Below are 25,564 nucleotides of genomic sequence, written 5' to 3'. Positions count from 1 at the left end.
TCACCCTCCCGTCCGTTGACGGCTGCGGCGCGCCAGCCATTCGGAAACCAGCAGCGAACAGAGCGCCAGCACAATGGAGATAATGCACAGCCGGGCCGCCGCTCCTTCCCCGCCCGGGGTCTGGATAAGCGTATACATCGCCGAAGGCAGCGTGCGGGTTTCACCGGGAATATTGGAAACAAACGTAATGGTGGCGCCGAATTCGCCGAGCGACCGGGCAAAGGCCAGCACCGTGCCGACGATAATTCCCGGCAGCGTCAGCGGCAGCGTAATGGTGAAAAAGACGCGCCAGCGCCCGGCGCCCAGCGTGCGCGCCGCCTGTTCAAGCTTCAGATCAACCCCTTCCAGCGCGAGACGGATAGCCCGCACCATCAGCGGAAAGGACATCACCGCCGCCGCCAGCACCGCGCCGCGCCAGCTAAAGGCCAGAGTGAAGCCAAACCAGTCGTAGAGCCATTCGCCGATAACTCCCCGGCGGCCAAAGGCAATCAGCAGCAAATAGCCCACCACCACCGGCGGCAGCACCAGCGGCAGGTGGATAAGACTGTCGACCAGCGACTTGCCGGGAAAAGAGCAGCGCACCAGCAGCCAGGCGAACAGAACCCCAAAGGGCAAACTAAAAAGCACCGCAAGGGAAGAGACTTTCAGGCTCAGCAGCACCGCCTGCCATTCGGGGTCCGTCAACATCATTGGCTGGTTGTAAATCCGTAACGTTTAAAGATGACAGCGGCCTGCGGCCCCTGCAGATAATCATAAAAGGCGCTCACTGCGGGACTGTTGCGCCCCGCCACTATCGCCAGCGGGTATTCCACTTTCTGGTGCGAGTTTTCCGGGAAGACGCCCACCACTTTTACGCCTTTGCTGGCCACGGCGTCGGAGCCGTAAACCACGCCGAGCGGCGCTTCATTGCGCTCCACCAGCGCCAGCGCGTTGCGTACGTCTTGCGCCGGCGCGAGTTTCGGCGAGAGGGTCTCCCACGCGCCCAGTTTTTGCAACGCCTCTTTGGCGTAAATGCCTGCCGGTACGTGCGCCGGGTCCCCCACCGCCAGACGCTCGCCTTTCAGCAGGCTCTGCCAGTCGGTTTTCTCGTTAATGGTGATTTCACTCTGCTTGCTCGCTTTGGGCGCCACCACCACCAGGCTGTTGCCGAGCAGAGTTTTACGGCTGGCGGTATCGATAGCTTTTTTCTCCACCGCGTAGTCCATCCACTTCTGGTCGGCGGAGATAAAGATATCCGCCGGCGCGCCCGCTTCCAGCTGGCGGGCAAGCGTTGAAGAAGAGGCAAAGGAAGAGACCACATCCACCTTTTTCTCTGTGTTGTATTGCGTGGCGATCTCCTGCATCGCGTTTGTTAACGAGGCGGCGGCGAAAACCGTAATTTTACCGTTATCCGCCAGCGCCTGCCCGGTCAGGGTGGCCGTCAACGCGACGCCGAGGGTGAGTTTTGCCCAGAACTGTGCCATGTGCTTCTCCTGTGAGTGTCGTTATATACGCAGTAATATAACGACCATCCACCGCTTTTCATAGCGGTTATCGGCGGCGCGGGAGGGAGCTTTATAGTAAAACGCCCGGCTTAGCCGGGCGTTTCGAAATCAGCGGTGCTGTCTTGAACGGTCTTTGTGACCAATAGAGGAGAAGACGTTGAACACTTCACCCAGGCCGTAAATCGCGCCCAAAATAATCGCCATCACGACGGGCACCATGATTACGGCGAAAACCAGACTTTTCAACAACTCGAGCATGGTTGTCTCCTGAATATGAACAAAGGGTTATTCTAGCGGCATTAACGCAAAACGCACTGCTCTTTTGTGCCATTTGCACCCGCTTACGCCTTTCCTTCACAATAGCCTTTTTGCGCAGGACTCCTCTCATGCACGCCGACATTCTTCTCACGTTGAAACTTCAGGACCGCCTGTTTGCCGATCCGCGCCGCATCGCCCTTCTTAAACAGATAGAACAGACAGGCTCCATCAGCCAGGGGGCGAAGCTTGCAGGCATCAGCTATAAAAGCGCCTGGGACGCTATTAACGAGATGAACCAGCTAAGCGAGCAACTGCTGGTTGAGCGCGCCACCGGCGGCAAAGGCGGCGGCGGCGCAGTCGTGACGCATTACGGGCAGCGGCTAATCCAGCTTTACGATCTGCTCGGGCAGATCCAGCAAAAAGCCTTCGATGTGCTGAGCGACGATAGACTGCCGCTCGACAGCCTGCTCGCGGCCATCTCCCGCTTCTCGCTGCAAACCAGCGCCCGCAACCAGTGGTTTGGCACCGTGGTGAAGCGCGAGCGCGAAGCGGTACAGGAGCAGGTCGCGGTTTTGCTGGCCGACGGCGTAACGCGCCTGAAGGCGGCGGTCACGGCCCAGAGCGCCGCCCGGCTGGCGCTGGATGAAGGACGCGAGGTGCTGATTCTGCTAAAGGCGCCCTGGGTGCAGCTCACCCGCGATGAAGAGGAAGCGAGGCTTGCGGATAACCAGCTGCGCGGCGAGATTGTGCAGCTTACGCATGACAGCGCGCACAGCGAAGCCGTGATACACCTGCCGGATGGACAAACGCTGTGCGCCACCCTCCCCTTAACGCAGGCGCAGACGCTGGCTTTGCAGGAAGGCGAAGCGATAACAGCCTTTTTTAACGCCGATAAAGTGATAGTCGCCACGCTCTGCTAAAACGCCGCCTGCGGTTGACAACGAGGCCAACAGCACGTATCCCTGTAGTTTTCTGCTGCAATAAATGGGATAAAACATGTCATCGTTGCAAATTCTGCAAGGCACGTTTCGCCTGAGCGATACGCGCGTGCTCGATCTCGCCAGTCTGACCCTGCGCAAAGGCGAAAGCTGGGCGTTTGTTGGCGCTAACGGCAGCGGCAAATCGTCGCTGGCCCGCGCGCTGGCGGGCGACCTGACGCTGTTGAAAGGCGAGCGGCGCTCTGATTTCTCGCGCATTAACCTGCTCTCCTTCGAGCGGCTGCAAAAGCTGGTGAGCGACGAATGGCAGCGCAACAATACCGACCTGCTTAGCCCGGGCGAGGAGGATACCGGGCGCACGGCGGCGCAGATTATTCAGGAGGACGTTAAAGACGATGCGCGCTGTCGCGAACTGGCCGCGCAGTTCGGCATCGAGCCGCTGCTGGCGCGCCGCTTTAAATACCTCTCTACCGGCGAAACGCGCAAAACGCTGCTTTGCCAGGCGCTGATGGCGCAGCCCGACCTGCTGATTTTCGATGAACCGTTTGACGGCCTGGATGTAGGTTCGCGCGAACAGCTGGCCCGCCTGCTAGGCACGCTTAACGATCAAGGCTACACGATCGTGCTGATCCTCAACCGCTTTGATGAGATCCCAGACTTCGTGCAAAACGTCGGCGTACTGGCGGAGTGCACGCTCATCGATACCGGCCCGAAAGCGGCGCTGCTGGAGCAGGCCCTTATCGCCCAGCTTGCCCACAGCGAAAAGCTTGCCGGCATCAGCCTGCCGGAAGCGGACGACCCGGCGGCGCGCCAGTCGCTTTCTGCCGACGAGCCGCGCATCGTACTGCGATACGGCATCGTCTCTTATGACGATAAGCCTATTCTCAACAACCTGAGCTGGACGGTGAGCCCTGGCGAGCACTGGCAAATCGTCGGCCCTAACGGCGCGGGAAAATCGACGCTGCTGAGCCTTATTACCGGCGATCATCCCCAGGGTTACAGCAATGATTTAACGCTGTTCGGCAGACGGCGCGGCAGCGGCGAAACCATCTGGGATATAAAAAAGCATATCGGCTACGTCAGCAGCAGCCTGCATCTGGATTATCGCGTCAGCACCACCGTACGCAATGTGATTCTTTCCGGCTACTTTGACTCTATCGGCATCTATCAGGCGGTTTCCGACCGCCAGCAGAAGCTGACCCGCCAGTGGCTCGATATTCTCGGCATCGATAACGCCACCGCCGACGCGCCCTTTCACAGCCTCTCCTGGGGCCAACAGCGGCTGGCGCTGATTGCTCGCGCGCTGGTCAAACACCCGACGTTGTTGATTCTCGATGAGCCGTTACAGGGGCTCGACCCGCTCAATCGCCAGCTGGTGCGCCGCTTTGTCGACATTCTGATTGGCGAGGGCGAGACGCAGCTTTTGTTTGTTTCTCATCACGCTGAAGATGCGCCGCAGTGCATTACCCACCGGCTGACTTTTGTGCCTGAGGGGGACAGCTATCGCTACCAGAGCGAGGAATTAAACGCGTAACGCACGGGAGCCAAAGGCTCCCGTTTTCTTTTGCCGGATATTTTCAGACAACCCGCAGTCTCTCATCTGCAACGTCCTGTTTTATAATGCTCAACTCGCGCTTTTTACAGGCGCGCAACTGCGGTGTAAACGATTTCACTAATTTATCGCATATCACACTTTTCGCCTCTCTGTTATGCTATGGTTAATAGATAACATAAGCCTAATGGAGCGAAAAATGCGTGTTCTGGTAACAGGTGGTAGCGGTTACATTGGCAGCCATACCTGCGTGCAATTACTGCAGAGCGGCCACGACGTGATTATTCTTGATAACCTTTGCAACAGTAAGCGCAGCGTGCTGCCGGTTATCGAACGTCTGGGCGGCAAACATCCGCTGTTTATTGACGGCGACATTCGCAACGAAGCGCTGCTTACCGAAATTTTTCACGACCATCAAATCGACGCGGTGATTCATTTCGCGGGCCTGAAGGCGGTCGGCGAATCGGTCAGCAAGCCGCTCGAGTATTACGATAACAACGTTAACGGCACCCTGCGCCTGGTCTCCGCCATGCGCGCCGCTAACGTCACTAACTTTATCTTTAGCTCCTCCGCCACCGTTTATGGCGACCAGCCGAAAATCCCTTACGTGGAGAGCTTCCCCACCGGCACGCCGCAAAGCCCGTACGGCAAAAGCAAGCTGATGGTCGAGCAGATCCTCGCCGATATTCAGAAAGCGAACCCGGAATGGAGCGTTGCGTTGTTGCGCTATTTCAACCCGGTTGGCGCGCATCCGTCGGGCGACATGGGCGAAGACCCGCAGGGCATCCCTAATAACCTGATGCCTTATATCGCGCAGGTGGCGGTGGGCCGCCGCGAGTCGCTGGCTGTTTTCGGCAATGACTACCCGACGAAAGATGGCACCGGCGTGCGCGATTACATTCACGTTATGGACCTGGCAGATGGCCACGTCGCCGCCATGCAGAAGCTTGCCGGTAAACCGGGCGTACACGTCTATAACCTCGGCGCGGGCGTCGGCCACAGCGTGCTGGATGTGGTAAACGCGTTCAGTCAGGCGTGCGGCAAGCCTGTCGCTTACCACTTTGCGCCGCGTCGCGACGGCGACCTGCCAGCCTACTGGGCGGACGCCAGCAAAGCGGATACTGAGCTGGACTGGCGCGTGACCCGTTCGCTTCAGGAAATGGCGGATGACACCTGGCGCTGGCAGTCTCGTCACCCGCAGGGCTACGAGGAGTAAAAGAAAAAATGGAACAGTTTAACCCTGTCGATCACCCGCATCGTCGTTATAACCCGCTGACCGGCCAGTGGATCCTGGTCTCTCCGCATCGCGCCAAACGCCCGTGGCAGGGCGCGCAGGAGACCCCGGCGAAACAGACGCTGCCAAAGCATGACCCGGACTGCTATCTCTGCCCGGGCAACACCCGCGTGACCGGCGATAAGAACCCGGATTACACCAGCACCTATGTGTTTACCAACGACTTCGCCGCGCTGATGACCGACACGCCGGACGCGCCGCAGAGCGCCGATCCGCTGCTGCGCGTCGAGAGCGCTCGCGGCACCAGCCGTGTTATCTGCTTTTCGCCCGATCACAGCAAAACGCTGCCTGAGCTTTCGCTTCCTGCGCTGGAAGAGGTGGTGAAAACCTGGCAGCAACAAACCGCTGAACTGGGTGAAACCTACCCGTGGGTGCAGGTTTTCGAAAACAAAGGCGCAGCCATGGGCTGCTCGAACCCGCATCCGCACGGCCAGGTATGGGCGAACAGCTTCCTGCCTAACGAAGTGGCGCGGGAAGACGCCTTACAGCGCGACTACTTCGCGCAGCAAGGCTCGCCGATGCTGGTGGATTATGTACAGCGCGAACTCGCCGACGGCAGCCGCACGGTGGTGGAAACCGAGCACTGGCTCGCCGTGGTGCCTTACTGGGCGGCATGGCCCTTTGAGACCCTGCTGCTGCCCAAGGCCCATGTGCTGCGCATTACCGATCTCAGCGAGGCCCAGCGCAGCGATTTAGCGCTGGCGCTGAAAAAGCTGACCAGCCGCTACGACAACCTGTTCCAGACCTCTTTCCCCTATTCCATGGGCTGGCACGGCGCGCCGTTTAACGGCGAAGAGAATTCCCACTGGCAGCTGCACGCCCATTTCTATCCGCCGCTGCTGCGCTCCGCGACGGTGCGTAAATTTATGGTCGGCTATGAAATGCTGGCGGAAACCCAGCGCGACCTGACGGCCGAGCAGGCCGCCGAGCGCCTGCGCGCGGTCAGTGATGTCCATTTTCGCGAATCCGGAGAATAACAATGAGTCTGAAAGAGAAAACCGCATCCCTGTTTGCTGAAAAATTCGGCTACCCTGCCACCCATCTCGTTCAGGCGCCGGGACGCGTTAACCTGATTGGCGAACACACCGACTATAATGACGGCTTCGTGTTGCCCTGCGCCATTGACTACCAGACGGTTATCAGCTGCGCGAAGCGCGACGATCGCACCGTGCGCGTTATCGCTGCGGATTACGAAAACCAGACGGATGAGTTCTCCCTCGACGCGCCGATTCTGAGCCATGACAGCCAGCAGTGGTCTAACTACGTTCGCGGCGTGGTGAAGCATTTACAAAAGCGCGACAGCAACTTTGGCGGCGTGGATATGGTCATCAGCGGCAACGTGCCGCAGGGCGCGGGCTTAAGCTCTTCCGCTTCGCTGGAAGTGGCGGTCGGCACCGTTTTCCAGCAGCTTTACCATCTTAAGCTGGACGGCGCGCAGATAGCCCTTAACGGCCAGGAAGCGGAAAACCAGTTTGTTGGCTGCAACTGCGGCATTATGGATCAGCTTATTTCCGCGCTCGGTAAAAAAGATCACGCGCTGCTTATTGACTGCCGCTCGCTCGGCACCAAAGCGGTGCCTATGCCAAAAGGCGTGGCTGTGGTTATTATTAACAGTAACTTTAAGCGCACGCTGGTGGGCAGCGAGTACAACACCCGCCGCGAGCAGTGCGAAACCGGCGCCCGCTTCTTTACGCAAAAGGCGCTGCGCGACGTAAGCCTCGAGCAGTTTAACGCCGTGGCGAATGAGCTGGATCCGGTGGTGACTAAGCGTGTTCGTCATGTGCTGACGGAGAATGCCCGCACCCAGGAAGCGGCGCAGGCGCTGGAAAAAGGCGACCTCAAGCGCATGGGCCAACTGATGGCGGAATCGCACGCTTCCATGCGTGACGACTTTGAGATAACCGTGCCGCAAATCGATACGCTGGTGGACATTGTGAAATCCGCCATTGGCGACGAAGGAGGCGTGCGGATGACCGGCGGCGGCTTCGGCGGCTGCGTGGTGGCGCTGGTGCCTGAGTCGCTGGTGCCTGCGGTAAAAGAGGCCGTAGAAAACCAATACGAAGCGAAAACCGGAATTAAAGAAACCTTTTATGTGTGCAAACCTTCAGAAGGAGCAGGTCTGTGCTAAAAGAGACGCCGCAACTCGCCCCTGACGGGCAGCCTTACCGCCTCTCCACCCTGCGCAACAGCGCAGGGATGGTGGTCACGCTCATGGACTGGGGCGCCACGCTGCTTTCCGCCCGCGTCCCGATGACTGACGGCACCGTGCGGGAAACGCTGCTGGGCTGCGCCAGCCCCGAAAATTATCCGCAACAGGATGCTTTCTTAGGCGCATCGGTGGGCCGCTACGCCAACCGTATTGCAAAAGCGACCTATCAACTGGACGGGCAGACCGTCAGCCTGCTGCCAAGCCAGGGTGAAAACCAGCTGCACGGCGGGCCGGAAGGGTTCGACAAACGACGCTGGCGTATTGTTCGCCAGAACGAGCATGAAGTGCTCTACAGCCTCGATTCGCCGGACGGCGACCAGGGCTTTCCTGGCGAACTGCGCGCTACCGCCCATTTCAGGCTGACGGATGAGAACGCGCTTTGCATTGAATACCGCGCTAAGGTTGATAAACCCTGCCCGGTTAACCTCACCAACCACGCCTATTTCAACCTGGACGGCGCGCAGGATGACGTGCGTGAGCACCGCCTGCAACTTTTCGCCGACCACTATCTGCCGGTGGATGCCCAGGGCATTCCCCATAGCGGCCTGAAAGCGGTAGCAGGCACCAGCTTCGATTTTCGCCAGCCGAAGAAGATAGCCGCCGATTTCCTGGCGGATGAAGATCAGAAGCTGGTAAAAGGCTACGATCACGCCTTTTTGCTCCAGGCTCAGGGCGACGCCAGCCAGCCTGCCGCGCAGGTCTGGTCCAGCGACAACAAACTGCAGATGACGGTATATACCACCGCCCCTGCCCTGCAGGTCTATACCGGCAATTTCCTGACCGGCGTGCCGGCTCGCGAGCAGGGCGAATATCAGCCCTATCAGGGGCTGGCGCTGGAGAGCGAATTCTTGCCCGACAGCCCGAACCATCCGGAATGGCCGCAGCCGAGCCCTGTTCTGAAGCCCGGCGAAGATTATCTGAGCGTCACGGAATACCACTTTCTGCCGCTATAAGACGCAAGCCCTCGACAGAGGGCTTTTTTTCACCAGATTGCTGATAAACGCGCCATCTCGCTGTAAAAATCTAACCCCCGCTTCACAACCGCCTTACACTGCGCCGCTATTTTCGCTATGTTAAAGGTTTAGCGTTGCCGCTGGCTTCACCACGGCAATATAATGATAACTGTTATCATTCAATCAGGCTTATGAAGGAGTAATACTATGGCTGTTACTAAGCTGGTTCTGGTTCGTCACGGTGAAAGCCAGTGGAACAACGAAAACCGCTTTACCGGTTGGTACGATGTCGACCTGTCTGAAAAAGGCGTGAGCGAAGCGAAAGCTGCGGGCAAGCTGCTGAAAGACGAAGGCTACAGCTTTGACTTTGCTTATACCTCCGTGCTGAAACGTGCCATCCATACGCTGTGGAACATCCTGGACGGGCTGGATCAGGCCTGGCTGCCGGTTGAAAAATCCTGGAAACTGAACGAGCGCCACTATGGCGCGCTGCAGGGCCTGAACAAAGCGGAAACCGCTGAGAAATATGGCGACGAGCAGGTTAAACAGTGGCGTCGCGGCTTCGCGGTCACCCCGCCGGCGCTGACCAAAGACGACGAGCGTTTCCCGGGCCACGACCCGCGCTATGCGAAACTCAGCGAGCAGGAGCTGCCGCTGACTGAAAGCCTGGCGCTGACCATCGATCGCGTCATTCCTTACTGGAACGAATCCATTCTGCCGCGCCTGAAAAGCGGCGAGCGCGTGATTATCGCCGCTCACGGCAACTCCCTGCGCGCGCTGGTGAAATACCTGGATAACATGAGCGAAGAAGAGATTCTCGAACTGAACATCCCGACCGGCGTGCCGCTGGTTTATGAGTTCGACGAGAACTTTAAGCCGATTAAACACTACTATCTGGGCAACGCGGATGAAATCGCAGCGAAAGCCGCGGCCGTAGCGAACCAGGGTAAAGCGAAGTAATCGCTCGGCGAAATGAGAAAAGGCGTGGTGAAAACCACGCCTTTTTTATTGGCCGCTGACGGAACGGGGTACGGCCGCCCCGCCAAACAGAATTAACCGCGACGCGCTTTAACGGCTGCGGCGAGCTGGCGCAGAATGGCATCGGTGTCTTCCCAGCCAATGCAGGCATCGGTCACGCTTTTGCCGTAAACCAGCGGTTCACCGCTCTCAAGGCTCTGGTTGCCTTCCACCAGATGGCTTTCAATCATCACGCCGATAATCGCTTTCTCGCCTTTCGCTATCTGCTGGCAGACATCCGCGCCCACATCCATTTGCTTTTTGAACTGCTTGCTGGAATTGGCGTGGCTAAAATCAATCATCACCTGCGGCGCGAGGCCTGCCTTAGTCAGCCCCTCTTTCACTTGCGTGACGTGAGTTGCGCTGTAATTCGGCTCTTTGCCGCCGCGCAGAATAATATGGCAGTCGCTGTTGCCGCTGGTGTTGACGATAGCGGAATGGCCCCACTTGGTCACGGAAAGGAAACAGTGCGGCGCGCCCGCTGCGTTAATGGCGTCAATCGCGACTTTGATAGTGCCATCGGTGCCGTTCTTGAAGCCCACCGGACAAGAGAGGCCGGACGCCAGCTCGCGGTGCACCTGAGATTCCGTCGTACGCGCGCCAATTGCCCCCCAGCTCATCAGGTCCGCCATATATTGCGGCGTGATCATATCGAGGAACTCACCTGCCGCGGGCAGACCAGTGTCGTTGATATCCAGCAGCAGCTTACGGGCGATGCGCAGGCCGTCGTTGATCTGGAAGCTGTTATCCATGTGCGGGTCGTTAATAAGGCCTTTCCAGCCTACCGTGGTGCGCGGCTTTTCAAAGTAAACGCGCATCACCACTTCCAGTTCGCCTTGCAACTCTTGACGCAGCTTCAGCAGACGAGAAGCATACTCTTTCGCCGCGATCGGGTCGTGAATAGAGCAAGGCCCAATCACCACCAGCAGGCGGTCGTCGTTGCCGCGCAAAATCTTGTGGATGGCCTGACGGGCATGAGAAACCGTCTGCGCCGCTTTTTCTGTCGCCGGAAATTTTTCTAACAGGGCGACCGGTGGGAGTAATTCGTTGATGGCTTTAATGCGTAAGTCGTCGTTCTGATAATTCATGTTCGTTCCAGTGGGGCTCTACATTTTTATAAAGTTGCAATCCCCTCAATCTATCTCGTCACGTCCGAAGTGTAAACGCGCTTTTACACTTCGACAGGAAAATTCCTGGAAATGAGTGATTACTCGCCAAAGAGTAGCGAAAAACGAGATCGCGTCTACACTTTTTAACTGTTAACACTCTGTTTTTGCTTTATTTCCCGATCACGTTCTGCTTTACGAGGCGGAAGTGGTTTTTTCAACCACCTTATGGGTGCTGAGCAAACAAACCTGTCTCAGTGCACTGTTGGAAGCGATGTCCAACAACAACGATCAGAACAGGAGTATGACATGAATAAATTAGCCTCATTAATCCTGACTACGACACTTACTCTGGCTAGCGGCGCGGCACTGGCAGCATCAGGCGGTGCAGGCGGCGCTGGTGCTTCTTCTGCAGGTGGCGGTAACGGCCAGTCTAATCAGGCTGCTGATGCCGGCCAGGTCGCGCCGGGCGCGAAAGAGAACCTTGCTCCGAATGGTGTGAATAACAACAACATCAATACCGGCAGCGGCACGACCGGCACGACCGGCACGACCGGCTCTGGTACAGGAACGAGTTCCGGCGCGATGGGCTCGGGCACAGGAACCAGCTCCAGCAGCAACACGAATTCAGGCTCCACCGGTACGCTTTCCGGCGATGGCATGACTACCGATGAAGTCCATAAAAACAGCATGTGTAAAGACGGTCGCTGCCCGGACGTGAACAAAAAAGTTGAAACCGGCAGCGGTAATAACAACGACGTCAACACCAAAACCGACGGTACGACGCACTAAACTGTCGGGCTATAGCAAGTCAATAGTTAATAAAGGAGAGCTTATGCTCTCCTTTATCTTTTCGGATTTTTAAACTGCTCTGCCGCGTTATAGACTGGCTAGCGACTTTTCGAACTGAAAATTATAACAACTGATTTGAGGCTTATTTGCTATGGCGCATTCACACTCCCATGCTCCCCAGTCGCAGGATGCTAACGCCCGACGGCTTTTCATCGCCTTTGCCATTACCGCCGCTTTTATGGTGCTTGAGGTTGTTGGCGGCCTGCTCTCGGGCTCGCTGGCGCTGCTGGCGGACGCCGGCCATATGTTGACGGACGCCGCCGCTCTGCTGGTGGCACTGCTGGCGGTTCAGTTTTCCCGCCGGCCGCCGAACCCGCGGCATACCTTCGGCTGGCTGCGCCTGACCACCCTCGCCGCGTTTGTTAACGCGCTGGCGCTGCTGGTGATAACAGCGCTTATCGTCTGGGAAGCTGTTCAGCGTTTTTACCATCCTCGCCCTGTGGCAGGCGGCGCGATGCTGCTCATCGCTTTTGCCGGACTTATCGCCAACCTGGCCTCGTTCTGGATTTTGCATCGCGGCAGCGAAGAGAAAAATATGAACGTGCGTGCCGCCGCGTTGCATGTTCTTGGGGATTTGCTGGGGTCGGTTGGCGCGATAGCGGCCGCACTGATTATTCTCAGCACGGGCTGGACGCCTGTTGACCCGATCCTCTCTATCCTGGTTTCGTGTCTGGTGCTGCGCAGCGCCTGGAATCTGTTAAAAGAGAGCCTGAATGAATTACTGGAGGGGGCGCCGAAAACCTTTGACGTACGCGGCCTCAAGCGCGAGCTTTCCCGCGCCATCCCGGAAGTGCGCGACGTACATCATGTTCACGTCTGGCTGGTCGGCGAGCGGCCTTTAATGACGCTGCACGTGCAGGTTATCCCCCCGCACGATCACGACGCCCTGCTTGGCCGCATTCACCATTTTCTTTCCCACAAGTACCAGGTAGAACACGCTACGGTACAAATGGAATACCAGCCATGTAGCGGCGCGAATTGCCATCTCAACGAACCGCAGGCGGCGCATTCACACCACCACGGCCATCAGCATTAATGCGCCAGCGCCCGGGAGCCCTGCTCACGGGCGCTTTTGATCCACATGCGGCTACCGTTAAGGGCAATGAAAGTCAGCAACAGGTATTCGAGCGACATGGCATAGACGCCCTGGCGTGCGAAAATCACCACGCTGATAACATTAATAATGACCCACAGCAGCCAGTTCTCGACATATTTGCGGGTCATCAGGATCATCGCCACGATAGAGAGCACCATCATGCAGGAATCCCAAAACGGGAAAGCATCCGGCGCAAGCGCAGGCATGGTCACGTTTAGCCCCATCCCCTGCATTATTGTCACCGCCACACGCGTGAGAAAAGCGAATACCGGGTCAATCCAGACTGTCATCAGCCCAATGGCGAGAACGCATCCTGCAAGCCAGCCCATCGCTTTTGGCATGGGTAGCCACCGTATGCGTAGCGCCGCTTCGTGGTCGTTCGTCTGGCGCGACCAGGCGTACCAGCCGTAAATATTGGCGGCGAAGAAGAAGAGTTGCAGTAGCAAACTGGCGTAAAGCTGGATCTGGAAAAAGATGATTGCAAAGAGCGTTACGTTAACTAAACCAAACGCATAGTTGCTGATTTTCTCAAGGCTTGCCAGCCAGATGCACAGGAGCCCGGCGAGCGTGCCGACCGCTTCAATCCAGGACAGATTGTAACCACCGGCGCCGAGCGGGATGTGAATGAGAATGTTATTAACGCTAAAAAAATCCATATTTTCCCCTGAGCGTAAACCGCTTTTGCGTTGTCCGGCCTGCCGGGCGTAGGCGACAGGCCCTTGATTTAAAACTAACCTAACCCCGAAGTGTAGCGGCAAAATCCAGCATGCGGTTAAGCGGCAGCAACGCGCCCTCACGCAGTTTCGCATCAACGTGAATTTCATGCATCGCCCCGCCCTGCTCCAGGCCTTCGGCAATGGCTTTTAGCCCGTTCATCGCCATCCAGGGACAATGAGCGCAGCTGCGACAGGTAGCCCCCTCGCCCGCAGTCGGCGCTTCCAGCAGCTCTTTTTCCGGCACGGCCTGCTGCATTTTGTAAAAAATACCGCGATCGGTCGCTACGATAAGCTGCTTGTGCGGCAAGGTTCTGGCGGCATTGATAAGCTGGCTGGTCGAACCGACAGCATCGGCCATTTCCACTACCGCTTGCGGCGACTCGGGGTGCACCAGCACGGCGGCATCGGGATAGAGCGCTTTCATTCGCGCCAGCGCCTGGGTTTTAAATTCGTCATGCACAATGCAGGCGCCCTTCCAGCACAAGACGTCGGCGCCGGTTTGCTTTTGCACGTAGCTGCCAAGGTGCCTGTCCGGCGCCCAGATAATTTTTTCGCCAAGGCTGTCGAGATGCTCGATCAACTCGACGGCAATGCTTGATGTTACAACCCAGTCCGCGCGCGCTTTAACCGCAGCGGAGGTATTAGCGTAAACCACCACGGTGCGATCCGGATGCGCGTCGCAGAAGGCGCTAAATTCGTCAATCGGGCAGCCTAAATCGAGCGAACATTCCGCCTGCAACGTCGGCATCAGGATGGTTTTTTCCGGGCTGAGGATTTTGGCGGTTTCCCCCATAAAGCGAACCCCGGCGACCAGCAGCGTGCTGGCCGGATGTTTTGCGCCAAAACGGGCCATTTCCAGCGAGTCGGAAATACAACCGCCCGTTTCTTCAGCCAGCGCCTGAATCTCGGGGTCGGTGTAATAATGTGCCACCATCACCGCGTCGCGCGCTTTAAGCAAACGCTTTATTTTTTCACGATAAAAGGCTTTCTCGTCCAGGCTCAGCGGCGCGGGCTTCGGCGGGAAGGGGTAAATAGCGGATTGCGGATCAAACATCACACTCATCATGCTGTCTCGTTTTGCTGACTTAACAAGATTGCCTTCATATAGCTCGCGCAGGCAAAGATAAGTCGATCGTGTTTTATATACTAAACAAGATAGCGGATTGACGATCAAAAGTCACAATAAATAAGCGGGTGCGGTTTAGCAGACAGCGTTTCACTTAGCCCGGGTTATAAGGCAAGACTGACAGGCAAGCCAGCCTGACAAGCACTGCGCTCATAGCGGCGTCGCAGGGAGAACAAGGTAGGATAGAAAGCAAAAAAGCGCCTTTTTATACTGGTGGGTCGTGCAGGATGACTTCGCCCTTCGGGCCATTGCCGCAAGCGGCAATGTTGCCTCGCTAAAGCTCGGCTCGAACCTGCGGCAGGTTCGAATCATTACCGCTGCGCATAGCAAAAAGGCGCCTTTAGGGCGCCTTTTTACACTGGTGGGTCGTGCAGGATGACTTCGCCCTCCGGGCCATTGCCGCAAGCGGCAATGTTGCCTCGCTAAAGCTCGGCTCGAACCTGCGGCAGGTTCGAATCATTGACAGCTGCGCATAGCAAAAAGGCGCCTTTAGGGCGCCTTTTTACACTGGTGGGTCGTGCAGGATTCGAACCTGCGACCAATTGATTAAAAGTCAACTGCTCTACCAACTGAGCTAACGACCCCTTTCGGGTTTACTGCTCGGGTTTCTTTCAGATGGTGGGTCGTGCAGGATTCGAACCTGCGACCAATTGATTAAAAGTCAACTGCTCTACCAACTGAGCTAACGACCCATTCGGGTGTTACCTGAAAGACGTACTGCTGTACCACTCGGTGCTGGAATGGTGGGTCGTGCAGGATGATTCGGCTTCGCCTCGCCCTTCGGGCTGTTGCTTTGCAACGTTATCCTTTACGAACTCGCTATCCATACTGCTTTAGCGAGTGGTGGGTCGTGCAGGATTCGAACCTGCGACCAATTGATTAAAAGTCAACTGCTCTACCAACTGAGCTAACGACCCGCGTGGTGGGTGATGACGGGATCGAACCGCCGACCCCCTCCTTGTAAGGGAGGTGCTCTCCCAGCTGAGCTAATCACCCGATATTACGCTGGAAAGGTGTTTCCACCTTTAATGTGGTGGGTCGTGCAGGATTCGAACCTGCGACCAATTGATTAAAAGTCAACTGCTCTACCAACTGAGCTAACGACCCACATTTTTGCTGCTACAGGCTTGTTTCATATCCCGTGGCAACGGCGGCATATATTACTGATTTAAGAATCTGACGCAACTAAAATTTCGATACAGATCACTCAACTGCTTAGTAATCATGCGGCGAGACCAGAAAACCAACGCTTACTGGTCAAGCCGCACGCATTACATGGAATTCAGACGCTTTTGCGCCTGCTTCGCGCCGTCGGTGCCAGGGTATTTGGCGATAACCTGCTGATAAACCGCCTTTGCTTTCGCCGTATCGCCTTTATCCTGCATGATGACGCCGACTTTAAACATGGCGTCAGCCGCTTTCGGCGACTTCGGGTAGTTCTTCACCACCGATGCGAAGTAAAACGCCGCATCGTCTTTTTTACCCTTGTTGTAATTCAGCTGTCCCAGCCAGTAGTTCGCGTTAGGCTGGTAAGTGGAATCCGGGTATTGCTTGATGAAGTTCTGGAACGCAACGATAGCCTCGTCCTGGCGCGATTTATCCTGCACCAGCGCGATGGCCGCATTGTAATCGGTATTGGCATCGCCGCTCTGCACAGGCGCCGCTGCTGCCGGCGCGCTGGCTGAACTATCCGGCGCTGCCGGAGCCGCACTATTTTGGGTGCCGCTGGCTCCCTGTGTCGCCGACCCGCCGCTGCTCAGGCTATCAATCTGCAAAAGGATCTGCTTTTGGCGTTCGACAATCTGATTCAGCTGATACTGATTTTCCTGAATCTGACCGCGCAGGGAATCAATATCGGACTGGTTATCGGAGAGCTGTTGCTGAAGTTGAGTTAAAAGCTGGCTGTGAGCGTTAGAGATACGCTCAAGTTGCGTGACGCGGTCTTCGACCGAGCCTGAGCCGACGCTACTGATTGGCGCCTGAGCAAAAGCGGCCCAGGGGGCCGCTATGCCAACCAGTAACGACAGACCCAACAGGTGATGTCTGAAGTTACTGCTCATGCGAGTCTCTTAGTAAACCAGTACAGCGCGACGGTTTTTAGCGTAAGCCGCTTCGTCGTGACCCAGTACTGCAGGTTTTTCTTTACCGTAAGAAACGATGGAGATCTGGTCTGCAGAAACGCCTTTACCTTGCAGGTACATCTTAACGGCGTTAGCACGACGCTCGCCCAGGGAGATGTTGTACTCCGGGGTGCCGCGTTCGTCCGCATGACCTTCTACGGTCACTTTGTAAGACGGGTTGCTACGCAGGAAGTTAGCGTGCGCATCCAGCATCGCAGCGAAGTCAGAACGGATGTCATACTTATCCAGATCAAAGTAAACAATGTTGTTCTGCTGCAGCTGCTGCATCTGCAGGCGAGCCTGCTCTTCAGAAGACATGTTGCCGCCGCCGTTAGCATCCATACCAGTGCCGGCACCCAGCATGCCTTCGCCGCTCTGGTCGTTGCTTGCGTTCTTGTTGGAAGAACACGCCGCGATTGCCATAACAGGCAGAGCCAGCATCAGCCCTTTCAGCACTTTGTTCAGTTGCATTTCTTTGATTCCTTTAATAATCAATTATTTATTATCACAGATACGGCGACCAGGCCGGGAATTTAACCTGACCATCAGTTGCCGGAAGACGCGCTTTGAAACGCCCATCTGTAGAAACCAGATTCAGCACGGATCCCATCCCCTGAGAAGAGCTGTAGATAACCATAGTGCCGTTAGGTGCCAGACTTGGCGTTTCATCCAGGAACGTGGACGACAAAGTTTGTACGCCACCCGTTGCCAGATCTTGTTTAGCAATGTTCTGAGCGCCGCCGTTGGAGCTCACCATCACTAAGAATTTACCGTCGGAGCTGACATCCGCATCCTGATTCTGAGAACCTTCCCAGGTCAGACGCTGCGGCGCGCCGCCGTTAACGTTAACTTTATAAACCTGCGGACGACCTGCCTGGTCAGAGGTATAGGCCAGGGTCTGGCTGTCCGGGAACCAGGTCGGTTCGGTATTGTTGCTGCGGCCATCCGTCACCTGACGAATCTGACCGGAGCCGATATCCATCACGTAAAGGTTCAGGCTACCGGTTTTAGAGAGCGCGAACGCGAGCTTGCTGCCATCCGGCGAGAAAGCCGGCGCGCCGTTGTGACGCGGGAAGGAAGCAACCTGACGCACGGCGCCGTTGGAAAGCGTCTGGATAACCAGCGCGGAACGGCCGCTTTCAAAGGTAACATAAGCAACTTTGCTGCCATCCGGAGACCAGGCTGGAGACATCAGCGGTTGCGGAGAACGATGAACCACGAACTGGTTGTAGCCGTCATAGTCAGATACGCGCAGCTCATATGGGAACTGACCGCCATTGGTCTGCACGACATAGGCGATACGGGTGCGGAACGCGCCTTTAATGCCAGTCAGCTTTTCAAAGACTTCGTCGCTTGCAGTATGACCTGCATAACGCAGCCACTGCTTATTCACCTTATAAGAGTTTTGCGCAAGCACGGTGCCCGGGGCGCCGCCGGTATCCACCAGTTGGTAAGCAACCGTGTAGCTGCCGTCACCGTTCGGGGTAACCTGGCCTACTACTACCGCGTCAATACCCAGCGCCGACCAGGCAGCAGGCTGCACTTCCTGGGCGGAAGCGGGCTGCTGCGGCAGACGGGAGCGGTCGAGCGGGTTGAATTTACCGCTGTTGCGCAGGTCGGCTGCAACAATGCCGCCAATATCTTCAGGCGCGGCGCCCGGACCTGCCCATTTAAACGGAGCAACGCCAATAGGACGCGCCGAGTCTACCCCCTGGGTAATCTCAATACGGACTTCCGCGTGCAGCACCGCTGCCCACAGCATCAAAAAACTGAATGCTAATCGTAATGCCTGCTTCATCATATCTCCCTTATCCGGACAGAAAGCCCACGATAATTTAGCAGAAGGTTAACAAACTTCATTTCAAACACTTTCACCTCTGAAACTCACCTTAGTACGATTTTCCCCGCTTGCGCGGGGAAATTGTGGTCAGGGCTTAAAGTCCAGCGGTGCATTTTTAAAGACTTCATAAACAGCCTGGCTCGGCGGCTTCGGAATTCTTGCCTGGCGAGCAGCGGAAATCGCCGCCTGGCAGAGCGCCGGGTCCCCCCCTTCCGACTGGATATCAAGCAGCAGACCATCAGGTGCGAGTTTCACGCGCAGCGTACAGGTTTTGCCTGTATAGGATGACGCATCGTAAAACTTACTCTCAATGGCAGACTTAATCTGCGAAGCATAGCTGCTGATATCGGCGCCGGAGGCGCCATTGTTTTTACTATTACCTGTCCCGGCAGGCGCTGCATTAGTTCCCTTCGCCCCGCCGCCGGATTTCGGCGTATTCTTACCGGAGCTGAGATCGCCAAGCAAATCATCGACCCCTGCGGCAGCGGCGGCTTTTTCCGCTGCAGCTTTCTTCGCGGCAGCGGCTTTTTCCGCTGCGGCTTTCTTCGCGGCGGCGGCTTTTTCCGCTGCGGCTTTCTTCGCGGCGGCGGCCTTCTCGGCAGCGGCGGCTTTTTCCGCAGCCGCTTTTTCCGCGGCGGCTTTCTCAGCCGCAGCCGCCTTCGCCGCGGCCGCTTTTTCTGCTTTTTCAGCAGCTGCTTTCTCAGCTGCAGCTTTCTTCGCTGCTTCAGCAGCCGCTTTTTTCTCAGCATCCTGCTGCGCTTTTTTCGCCGCCTCTTCCTGCGCTTTCTTCTCAGCCGCTTTTGCCGCTTTAGCCGCCTCTTCCTGCGCCTTCTTCTGCGCGTCTGCTGCGGCCTTCGCTGCTTCTTCCTGCGCTTTTTTCTGTGCGTCCGCGGCGGCTTTTTTCGCTGCTTCTTCAGCGGCTTTCGCCTGAGCATCCGCCTTCGCTTTCGCTTCGGCAGCGGCTTTCGCCTGTGCTTCAGCTTGCGACTTCGCCTCCGCCGCCGCTTTCGCCGCCGCTTCCTCAGCCTGCTTCTGCTGTTCCTGAGCGCGTTTAGCCGCCTCTTCTGCTTGCTTTTGCTGCTCCGCCTGCTGACGCGCTTGTTCCTGCGCTTCGAGACGTTCTTTCTCAAGCTGCTTCAGGCGCTCTTGCTCGGCGGCCTGCTTCTCCTGAAGCTCCTCCGCCTGCTGCTGCGCCTGCTTTTCACGCTGCTCGGCGGCGCGGCGCGCGCTCGCCTGCTGCTGTTGCTGACGGTTGTATTGCTGCACCACCGCGCCGGGATCGACCATGACTGCATCAATGGCCGACCCGCCGCCGCCGCCGGCAGCTTCGTCAATGTGCTCATCAAACGAACTCCAGACCAGCAGTGCAATCAGCAAGACGTGCAGCACCACTGAAATGATTATCGCTCGTTTCAGCTTATCGTTTTGTTCGGTTGCCTTTGACACTCTCGGTTCCCAAAAACTGTTCACCCGTTGCGTAAAACGCTTAAATTGGCTGCGTCATTAACCCGACAGATTTCACACCCGCCTGATGCAACAGGTTCAGCGCTTTAATAATTTCATCGTAAGGGACATCTTTAGCGCCGCCGATAAGAAAGACCGTTTTCGGATTCGCCTGCAAGCGACGCTGGGCTTCCGCCACCACCTGCTCCGAAGGCAATTGATCCATACGATCTTTTTCAACCACCACGCTGTACTGCCCAACCCCGGAAACTTCGATGATGACGGGTGGGTCGTCATTGGTGCTGACAGTTTTCGAATCCGTGGCGTCCGGCAGATCCACTTCCACGCTCTGGGTAATTATCGGCGCCGTTGCCATAAAGATGAGCAACAGCACCAGCAACACGTCCAGTAGCGGTACGATGTTGATTTCAGACTTCAGATCGCGACGACCCCGTCCACGTGTTCTGGCCATGGTTTACCCCTTGCTGCTTTCGCTGCTGGTAAAAGCCTGACGATGCAGAATAGCGGTGAACTCTTCCATAAAGTTGTCGTAATTCAGTTCCAGCTTGTTCACGCGCTGGTTCAGGCGGTTATAAGCCATAACGGCGGGAATTGCCGCGAACAGACCGATAGCGGTTGCGATCAGCGCTTCCGCGATGCCCGGCGCCACCATCTGCAGGGTCGCCTGCTTCACTGCGCCGAGGGCGATAAAGGCGTGCATGATCCCCCACACGGTGCCGAACAGACCGATATAAGGACTGATGGACCCTACGGTGCCAAGAAAAGGAATATGAGTTTCCAACGTTTCCAGTTCGCGATTCATGGAGATGCGCATGGCGCGCGAAGCCCCTTCGACAATCGCTTCCGGCGCATGGCTATTGGCGCGATGCAGACGGGCGAACTCTTTAAAACCTGCGTAAAAGATTTGCTCCGAACCGCTCAGGTTTTCACGACGGCCCTGGCTTTCCTGATAAAGGCGGGAAAGCTCAATGCCGGACCAGAACTTATCTTCAAATGCTTCCGCTTCGCGGCTCGCCGCGTTGAGAATACGCGTTCGCTGAATGATAATGGCCCAGGAAGCGATGGAAAAACCAATTAAAATCAACATGATAAGTTTGACCAGAAGGCTTGCCTTCAGGAACAAATCAAGGATATTCATGTCAGTCACTGCTTGAACTCCGCGACAATAGACTTGGGAAGCGCACGAGGCTTCATTAAGAGTGGATCAACGCAGACAATTTGAACCTCCGCTTCGTTGAGGAGGGTATTGTCGGCATTGACTATCCGCTGCGTGAAGATCAGTGAAGTCCCACGCATCGATGTAATTTCAGTCTGGATTTCGAGTAAATCGTCGAGTCGGGCAGGCGCAAAATACTCAAGCGTCATCTTGCGTACGACGAAGGCCACGCGCTCAGCCAGCAGCTCTTGCTGACTAAAGTGGTGATGGCGCAGCATCTCTGTGCGTGCTCTTTCATAAAAAGCGACATAACTGGCGTGATAAACCACACCACCGGCATCGGTATCTTCGTAATAGACCCGGACCGGCCATCGAAACAGCGTTGTGCTCACTCTACATCCCGGTAATGCAATTAAACGCTGCTTACTATACGCAAGAGGGTGTAGGTTTGGAATGGGTTGAAGTAAACGGAGAGTAAATATTTATGGGCCTTTAGCGGCCCATAAATAACAGTGGCGAGTTGTTGCTCAAAAGAAGAAAAAGAGCAGCCCGGCGAACAGCACAAGGTCGGCGATAAGCGGGAAAAACAAGGCTTGCCAGTAGCTTGCGCGCAGCCTGAACCCCGTACCGTGAATCACCCCTGCGCAAACCGCCCAGATAAGCAGCAAGCCATGCCAGATCTCAAGCTCGCTGGTCTTGGCCGCAAAGCGGGTCGGGTCCCAGAATACGCAGCCGGCGAGGGTTAGCGCCATAATTAAGGAAAGAGCCCGCAAGGGGCTCTTATCCATAACTGCATAAAGCTTCGTGATGACGTTAATCATCAGTGCTCTTCTTTACCGGCTTTGACCGCTTCAACATGCTCAAGCGCAAGCGCAGTAATCACCCCAAAAGCACAGGCAAGAAGCGTGCCTAAAATCCATGCGAAGTACCACATAATCAGCTCCTTACTTAGTACAAAGAGTGGGTATTGCTTTCAATATGCTCTTTGGTGATGCGACCGAACATTTTCCAGTAACACCACGTGGAGTAGAGCAGAATAATCGGTACGAACACGGCGGCCACGTAGGTCATTACAGTTAGCGTCAGCTGGCTTGAGGTGGCGTCCCACATCGTCAGGCTGGCGTTCATCATAATGCTGGACGGCATGATGAACGGGAACATCGCAATGCCTGCAGTGAGGATAACGCACGCCAGCGTCAGTGAAGAGAAGACAAACGCCCATGCCCCTTTCTCCAGACGCGAAGCCAGAATCGTCAGTACCGGCAGCACTACGCCCAGCGCAGGGAGCGCCCACAGAATCGGCATGTTATTGAAGTTCGCAAGCCACGCGCCCGCCTCGCGGGTCACTTCTTTGGTCAGCGGGTTAGACGCCGCATGAACGTCAATAGTGGACGTGACAACATAGCCATCGATGCCAAACACAACCCAAACGCCCGCCAGCACGAAGCACACCATCATCACCAGCGCGGAGAGTTGCGCCGTATTACGCGAACGAAGGTGCAGTTCGCCGACGGTGCGCATCTGCAGGTAAGTCGCGCCCTGAGTAATGATCATCGCCACGCTGACAATACCCGCCAGCAGACCAAACGGGTTCAGTAACTGGAAGAAATTGCCGGTGTAAGTCAGGCGCAGATACTCATCTACCGTAAACGGCACGCCCTGCAGCAGGTTGCCGAACGCCACGCCGATAACCAGCGGCGGCACGAAGCTGCCTGCAAAGATGCCCCAGTCCCACATGTTGCGCCAGCGGGTGTCTTCAATCTTCGAGCGGTAGTCAAAACCAACCGGGCGGAAGAAGAGCGACGCCAGCACCAGGATCATCGCCACATAAAAGCCGGAGAACGCGGCGGCATATACCATCGGCCAGGCGGCGAACAGCGCGCCCCCCGCCGTGATGAGCCATACCTGGTTGCCGTCCCAGTGCGGCGCGATGGTGTTAATCATCACGCGACGCTCGGTATCGGTCCGTCCCAGCACGCGGGTCAGCATGCCGACCCCCATATCAAAACCATCGGTGACCGCAAAACCGATCAGCAGAATGCCGACCAGCAGCCACCAGATAAAACGCAATACTTGGTAATCGATCATTTTCCCTCTCCTCGCTTAGCGTGCCGGCTGAGAAGCCACGGTGGACTCTTCATATTCCCGAGAACCCGTGTTGGGCTGCTCATGATGGTAGCGACCGGTTTTCAGGCTGCTCGGTCCCAGGCGGGCAAATTTGAACATCAGGAAGAGTTCAGCCACCAGGAAAAGCGTGTAGAGCCCGCAAATCAGCACCATAGAGAAGATGATGTCACCCGCAGTCAGCGTTGAGTTCGCCACCGCCGTTGGCAATACCTCGCCGATAGCCCATGGTTGACGGCCATACTCTGCGACAAACCAGCCCGCTTCCACTGCGATCCACGGCAGAGGAATGCCGTAAAACGCCGCGCGCAGCAGCCATTTTTTCTCACCGATACGGTTACGAATGACGCTCCAGAAAGCGGCGCCGATAATAAGCAGCATCAGCACGCCGCAGGCGACCATGATGCGGAAGGAGAAGTAAAGCGGCGCCACAGCCGGAATAGAATCCTGGGTTGCCTGCTTAATCTGCTCTTCGGTCGCGTCAGCCACGTTCGGGGTGTAGCGCTTAAGCAGCAGACCATAGCCCAAATCTTTCTTCACGCTGTTGAATTGGTCGCGTACCGCCTGATCGGTAGAGCCGCCGCGCAGCTGTTCCAGCAGCTGATAGGCTTTCATGCCGTTACGGATGCGCGCTTCGTGCTGCACCATCAGATCTTTCAGGCCGATAACCGGCGTATCGACGGAGCGGGTCGCGATAATGCCAAGCGCGTAAGGAATTTGAAGCGCGAAGTGGTTTTCCTGCCCTTCTTGATCCGGAATACCAAACAGCGTGAACGCCGCTGGCGCCGGCTGGGTTTCCCATTCCGCTTCGATCGCCGCAAGTTTGGTTTTCTGCACGTCGCCCATCTCATAACCGGATTCGTCGCCCAGCACGATAACGGAAAGCACCGCCGCCATGCCGAAGCTCGCCGCTATCGCGAAAGAGCGTTTAGCAAAGGCGAAGTCGCGGCCTTTCAGCATGTACCACGCGCTGATACCGAGGATAAACATCGCGCCGGTGCAATACCCTGCTGCGACGGTGTGAACGAATTTCACTTGCGCTACCGGGTTCAGCACCAGTTCGGAGAAGCTCACCATCTCCATGCGCATGGTTTCAAAGTTGAAGTCGGAAGCAACCGGGTTCTGCATCCAGCCGTTCGCTACCAGAATCCAGAGCGCGGAGAGGTTAGAACCCAGCGCCACCAGCCAGGTCACCGCCATATGCTGCACTTTGCTCAGACGATCCCAGCCAAAAAAGAACAAGCCGACAAAAGTGGACTCAAGGAAAAACGCCATTAATCCTTCAATGGCCAGCGGCGCGCCAAAAATATCGCCCACGTAATGAGAATAATAAGACCAGTTAGTCCCGAACTGGAACTCCATGGTCAAGCCGGTCGCCACGCCCAGCGCAAAGTTGATTGCAAACAACTTGCCCCAGAACTTGGTCATATCTTTATAAATTTGTTTACCAGAGAGGACGTAAACCGTTTCCATAATCGCCAGCAGGAACGCCATACCGAGCGTCAGCGGCACAAACAGAAAGTGGTACATCGCGGTCAAGGCAAACTGTAAGCGCGACAGTTCGACTATATCTAACATCTTGACTCCTTGCTCTTCGCATGAAGACTTTGAATGCGGCTCCCGTTACCGGTTTCCACAACGCATGCCCCAATAGAAATACATTTGCTTCCGGTACGCCAAAGCCGCATCACGGAGGTGATGTAAGAAAACTGTGGCGTTAGGTTACAAATACGTTAAATAAAACAAATTGATTCGACAAATATATTACGCCGCAAAAACCTTACAATAAACAGGTTTTATTAAGCTTATTTGCGTTTCTCGAAGTTGATCAATTTATACCGAATTTCCTATAAAAGCGCCATATTGATTTACCGCAATTAATAGAAATTTCACTCATTTCATTTCGTTCAAAAAATTGATTTAAATCAATTTTCAAAGCCAATGTTAATTTTAAAGCCGCTTGGGTTACATCGGTAAAATCGTTGTTAATTAAATGTTCATTTCAATGCAATGGTAAGTTAGCTAATTTAACCTTGTCATGACTTTTCGTTATTTATTAGCGTGCGGCTTTTCTTTAATTAAAAGTTGAGACAATGTTAACTTAGTCACATATTTAAGCCTTCTTTTTACCGCCCCGCGATATAGCAAGTTCATTCCATTAATGCAGCATTTAATTAACAATTAAACAGCTGTGATGATTCGCGTTAACCTCTTTTTTTCCTGATAAACGGCGCTTTTATCTTTCCTGCATCCCTTATT

General features: G+C 55.9%; 26 protein-coding genes, 5 tRNA genes and 2 other RNA genes. 9 read left to right on the top strand and 24 right to left on the bottom strand.

Annotation, left to right across the window (positions count from 1 at the left end; translation table 11 throughout):
• From modB to ACU4F7_RS06835, 3 genes are all read right to left on the bottom strand, one after another.
• On the bottom strand, positions 1 to 690 hold the full coding sequence (modB, locus tag ACU4F7_RS06845) for a molybdate ABC transporter permease subunit (protein ID WP_029592271.1): 690 nt from the start codon (positions 688 to 690) through the stop codon (positions 1 to 3).
• Positions 687 to 1,463, bottom strand: a complete 777-nt coding sequence (modA, locus tag ACU4F7_RS06840; RefSeq protein ID WP_481638301.1) for a molybdate ABC transporter substrate-binding protein — start codon at positions 1,461 to 1,463, stop codon at positions 687 to 689. Before modA ends, modB begins: the two co-directional genes overlap by 4 nt.
• A 129-nt stretch (positions 1,464 to 1,592) precedes the next feature.
• The gene (locus ACU4F7_RS06835) at positions 1,593 to 1,742 is read right to left on the bottom strand and encodes an AcrZ family multidrug efflux pump-associated protein (RefSeq protein ID WP_029592269.1); all 150 of its coding nucleotides are present in this window, start codon (positions 1,740 to 1,742) and stop codon (positions 1,593 to 1,595) included.
• A 128-nt stretch (positions 1,743 to 1,870) separates the two neighbouring features.
• On the opposite strand from ACU4F7_RS06835, the gene modE reads away from it, so the two are divergent.
• The 7 genes from modE to gpmA all read left to right on the top strand — a co-directional run bounded on the left by modE (position 1,871) and on the right by gpmA (position 9,648).
• Positions 1,871 to 2,662: a molybdenum-dependent transcriptional regulator gene (modE, locus tag ACU4F7_RS06830; protein WP_481638300.1), complete on the top strand. Its 792-nt coding sequence runs from the start codon at positions 1,871 to 1,873 to the stop codon at positions 2,660 to 2,662.
• 76 nt (positions 2,663 to 2,738) lie between these two features.
• The gene (gene modF, locus ACU4F7_RS06825) at positions 2,739 to 4,214 is read left to right on the top strand and encodes a molybdate ABC transporter ATP-binding protein ModF (protein WP_481638299.1); all 1,476 of its coding nucleotides are present in this window, start codon (positions 2,739 to 2,741) and stop codon (positions 4,212 to 4,214) included.
• Between the two features lie 217 nt (positions 4,215 to 4,431).
• Positions 4,432 to 5,448, top strand: a complete 1,017-nt coding sequence (galE, locus tag ACU4F7_RS06820) for a UDP-glucose 4-epimerase GalE (protein ID WP_024555937.1) — start codon at positions 4,432 to 4,434, stop codon at positions 5,446 to 5,448.
• Between the two features lie 8 nt (positions 5,449 to 5,456).
• Positions 5,457 to 6,503 carry a galactose-1-phosphate uridylyltransferase gene (gene galT / locus ACU4F7_RS06815; protein ID WP_481638298.1) on the top strand — a complete coding sequence of 349 codons (1,047 nt, stop codon included), beginning with the start codon at positions 5,457 to 5,459 and terminating at the stop codon, positions 6,501 to 6,503.
• A 2-nt stretch (positions 6,504 to 6,505) separates the two neighbouring features.
• Positions 6,506 to 7,654: a galactokinase gene (gene galK / locus ACU4F7_RS06810; protein WP_029592264.1), complete on the top strand. Its 1,149-nt coding sequence runs from the start codon at positions 6,506 to 6,508 to the stop codon at positions 7,652 to 7,654.
• Positions 7,648 to 8,688, top strand: a complete 1,041-nt coding sequence (gene galM, locus ACU4F7_RS06805; protein ID WP_481638297.1) for a galactose-1-epimerase — start codon at positions 7,648 to 7,650, stop codon at positions 8,686 to 8,688. Before galK ends, galM begins: the two co-directional genes overlap by 7 nt.
• Positions 8,689 to 8,895: 207 nt before the next feature.
• Positions 8,896 to 9,648, top strand: coding sequence for a 2,3-diphosphoglycerate-dependent phosphoglycerate mutase (gene gpmA, locus ACU4F7_RS06800; RefSeq protein ID WP_024555933.1), 753 nt, complete (start codon positions 8,896 to 8,898; stop codon positions 9,646 to 9,648).
• A gap of 92 nt (positions 9,649 to 9,740) precedes the next feature.
• Here gpmA and aroG read toward each other — a convergent pair whose 3' ends face one another.
• A complete protein-coding gene (gene aroG / locus ACU4F7_RS06795) occupies positions 9,741 to 10,793 on the bottom strand; it encodes a 3-deoxy-7-phosphoheptulonate synthase AroG (RefSeq protein WP_029592261.1) in 1,053 nt (350 codons plus the stop codon).
• Positions 10,794 to 11,120: 327 nt separating this feature from the next.
• Here aroG and ACU4F7_RS06790 point away from each other — a divergent pair, with 327 nt between their 5' ends.
• Positions 11,121 to 11,603 carry a protein YbgS gene (locus tag ACU4F7_RS06790; RefSeq protein WP_029592260.1) on the top strand — a complete coding sequence of 161 codons (483 nt, stop codon included), beginning with the start codon at positions 11,121 to 11,123 and terminating at the stop codon, positions 11,601 to 11,603.
• Positions 11,604 to 11,754: 151 nt separating this feature from the next.
• Entirely contained in the window at positions 11,755 to 12,699 is a 945-nt protein-coding gene (zitB, locus tag ACU4F7_RS06785) for a CDF family zinc transporter ZitB (protein ID WP_029592259.1), read from the top strand.
• On the opposite strand, the gene pnuC is transcribed toward zitB, so the two are convergent.
• From pnuC to cydA, 20 genes are all read right to left on the bottom strand, one after another.
• Positions 12,696 to 13,415 carry a nicotinamide riboside transporter PnuC gene (gene pnuC, locus ACU4F7_RS06780; RefSeq protein ID WP_029592258.1) on the bottom strand — a complete coding sequence of 240 codons (720 nt, stop codon included), beginning with the start codon at positions 13,413 to 13,415 and terminating at the stop codon, positions 12,696 to 12,698. The genes zitB and pnuC overlap by 4 nt on opposite strands.
• Positions 13,416 to 13,494: 79 nt before the next feature.
• Entirely contained in the window at positions 13,495 to 14,538 is a 1,044-nt protein-coding gene (gene nadA, locus ACU4F7_RS06775; protein WP_481638705.1) for a quinolinate synthase NadA, read from the bottom strand.
• 274 nt (positions 14,539 to 14,812) lie between these two features.
• Positions 14,813 to 14,935, bottom strand: a non-coding RNA gene (locus ACU4F7_RS06770) — RtT sRNA.
• Positions 14,936 to 14,960: 25 nt separating this feature from the next.
• Positions 14,961 to 15,087, bottom strand: a non-coding RNA gene (locus tag ACU4F7_RS06765) — RtT sRNA.
• A gap of 22 nt (positions 15,088 to 15,109) precedes the next feature.
• Positions 15,110 to 15,185: transfer RNA gene (locus ACU4F7_RS06760), tRNA-Lys, on the bottom strand.
• Positions 15,186 to 15,217: 32 nt separating this feature from the next.
• A tRNA-Lys gene (locus ACU4F7_RS06755) sits at positions 15,218 to 15,293 on the bottom strand.
• 149 nt (positions 15,294 to 15,442) lie between these two features.
• Positions 15,443 to 15,518, bottom strand: a tRNA-Lys gene (locus tag ACU4F7_RS06750).
• 3 nt (positions 15,519 to 15,521) lie between these two features.
• Positions 15,522 to 15,597, bottom strand: a tRNA-Val gene (locus ACU4F7_RS06745).
• 35 nt (positions 15,598 to 15,632) lie between these two features.
• A tRNA-Lys gene (locus ACU4F7_RS06740) sits at positions 15,633 to 15,708 on the bottom strand.
• 164 nt (positions 15,709 to 15,872) lie between these two features.
• The gene (gene cpoB, locus ACU4F7_RS06735; protein WP_029592256.1) at positions 15,873 to 16,661 is read right to left on the bottom strand and encodes a cell division protein CpoB; all 789 of its coding nucleotides are present in this window, start codon (positions 16,659 to 16,661) and stop codon (positions 15,873 to 15,875) included.
• A gap of 9 nt (positions 16,662 to 16,670) precedes the next feature.
• Positions 16,671 to 17,192 (bottom strand): peptidoglycan-associated lipoprotein Pal, encoded by a 522-nt coding sequence (gene pal / locus ACU4F7_RS06730; protein WP_024552439.1) that lies wholly within the window; start codon positions 17,190 to 17,192, stop codon positions 16,671 to 16,673.
• A 34-nt stretch (positions 17,193 to 17,226) separates the two neighbouring features.
• Positions 17,227 to 18,519 carry a Tol-Pal system beta propeller repeat protein TolB gene (gene tolB / locus ACU4F7_RS06725; RefSeq protein WP_024557128.1) on the bottom strand — a complete coding sequence of 431 codons (1,293 nt, stop codon included), beginning with the start codon at positions 18,517 to 18,519 and terminating at the stop codon, positions 17,227 to 17,229.
• Positions 18,520 to 18,648: 129 nt separating this feature from the next.
• Positions 18,649 to 20,007, bottom strand: a complete 1,359-nt coding sequence (tolA, locus tag ACU4F7_RS06720) for a cell envelope integrity protein TolA (protein ID WP_481638296.1) — start codon at positions 20,005 to 20,007, stop codon at positions 18,649 to 18,651.
• Positions 20,008 to 20,047: 40 nt separating this feature from the next.
• Positions 20,048 to 20,476, bottom strand: a complete 429-nt coding sequence (tolR, locus tag ACU4F7_RS06715) for a colicin uptake protein TolR (protein WP_024557130.1) — start codon at positions 20,474 to 20,476, stop codon at positions 20,048 to 20,050.
• A 3-nt stretch (positions 20,477 to 20,479) separates the two neighbouring features.
• Complete coding sequence (gene tolQ / locus ACU4F7_RS06710) at positions 20,480 to 21,172, bottom strand: Tol-Pal system protein TolQ (RefSeq protein ID WP_024552435.1); 693 nt, start codon at positions 21,170 to 21,172, stop codon at positions 20,480 to 20,482.
• A complete protein-coding gene (gene ybgC, locus ACU4F7_RS06705) occupies positions 21,169 to 21,573 on the bottom strand; it encodes a tol-pal system-associated acyl-CoA thioesterase (RefSeq protein ID WP_024557131.1) in 405 nt (134 codons plus the stop codon). The genes tolQ and ybgC overlap by 4 nt, the downstream gene beginning before the upstream one ends.
• A gap of 135 nt (positions 21,574 to 21,708) precedes the next feature.
• Positions 21,709 to 21,999, bottom strand: a complete 291-nt coding sequence (gene ybgE / locus ACU4F7_RS06700) for a cyd operon protein YbgE (protein ID WP_029592254.1) — start codon at positions 21,997 to 21,999, stop codon at positions 21,709 to 21,711.
• Positions 22,000 to 22,001: 2 nt separating this feature from the next.
• Complete coding sequence (cydX, locus tag ACU4F7_RS06695) at positions 22,002 to 22,115, bottom strand: cytochrome bd-I oxidase subunit CydX (RefSeq protein WP_055725542.1); 114 nt, start codon at positions 22,113 to 22,115, stop codon at positions 22,002 to 22,004.
• A 14-nt stretch (positions 22,116 to 22,129) separates the two neighbouring features.
• A complete protein-coding gene (gene cydB, locus ACU4F7_RS06690; RefSeq protein ID WP_029592253.1) occupies positions 22,130 to 23,269 on the bottom strand; it encodes a cytochrome d ubiquinol oxidase subunit II in 1,140 nt (379 codons plus the stop codon).
• 15 nt (positions 23,270 to 23,284) lie between these two features.
• Complete coding sequence (gene cydA, locus ACU4F7_RS06685) at positions 23,285 to 24,883, bottom strand: cytochrome ubiquinol oxidase subunit I (protein ID WP_481638295.1); 1,599 nt, start codon at positions 24,881 to 24,883, stop codon at positions 23,285 to 23,287.
• Positions 24,884 to 25,564 lie beyond the last annotated feature (681 nt).

This window comes from Franconibacter pulveris, assembly GCF_056780215.1.
The sequence above is the reverse complement of the archived record's forward strand: the minus strand, read 5'-3'. Positions and strand labels throughout refer to the sequence as shown.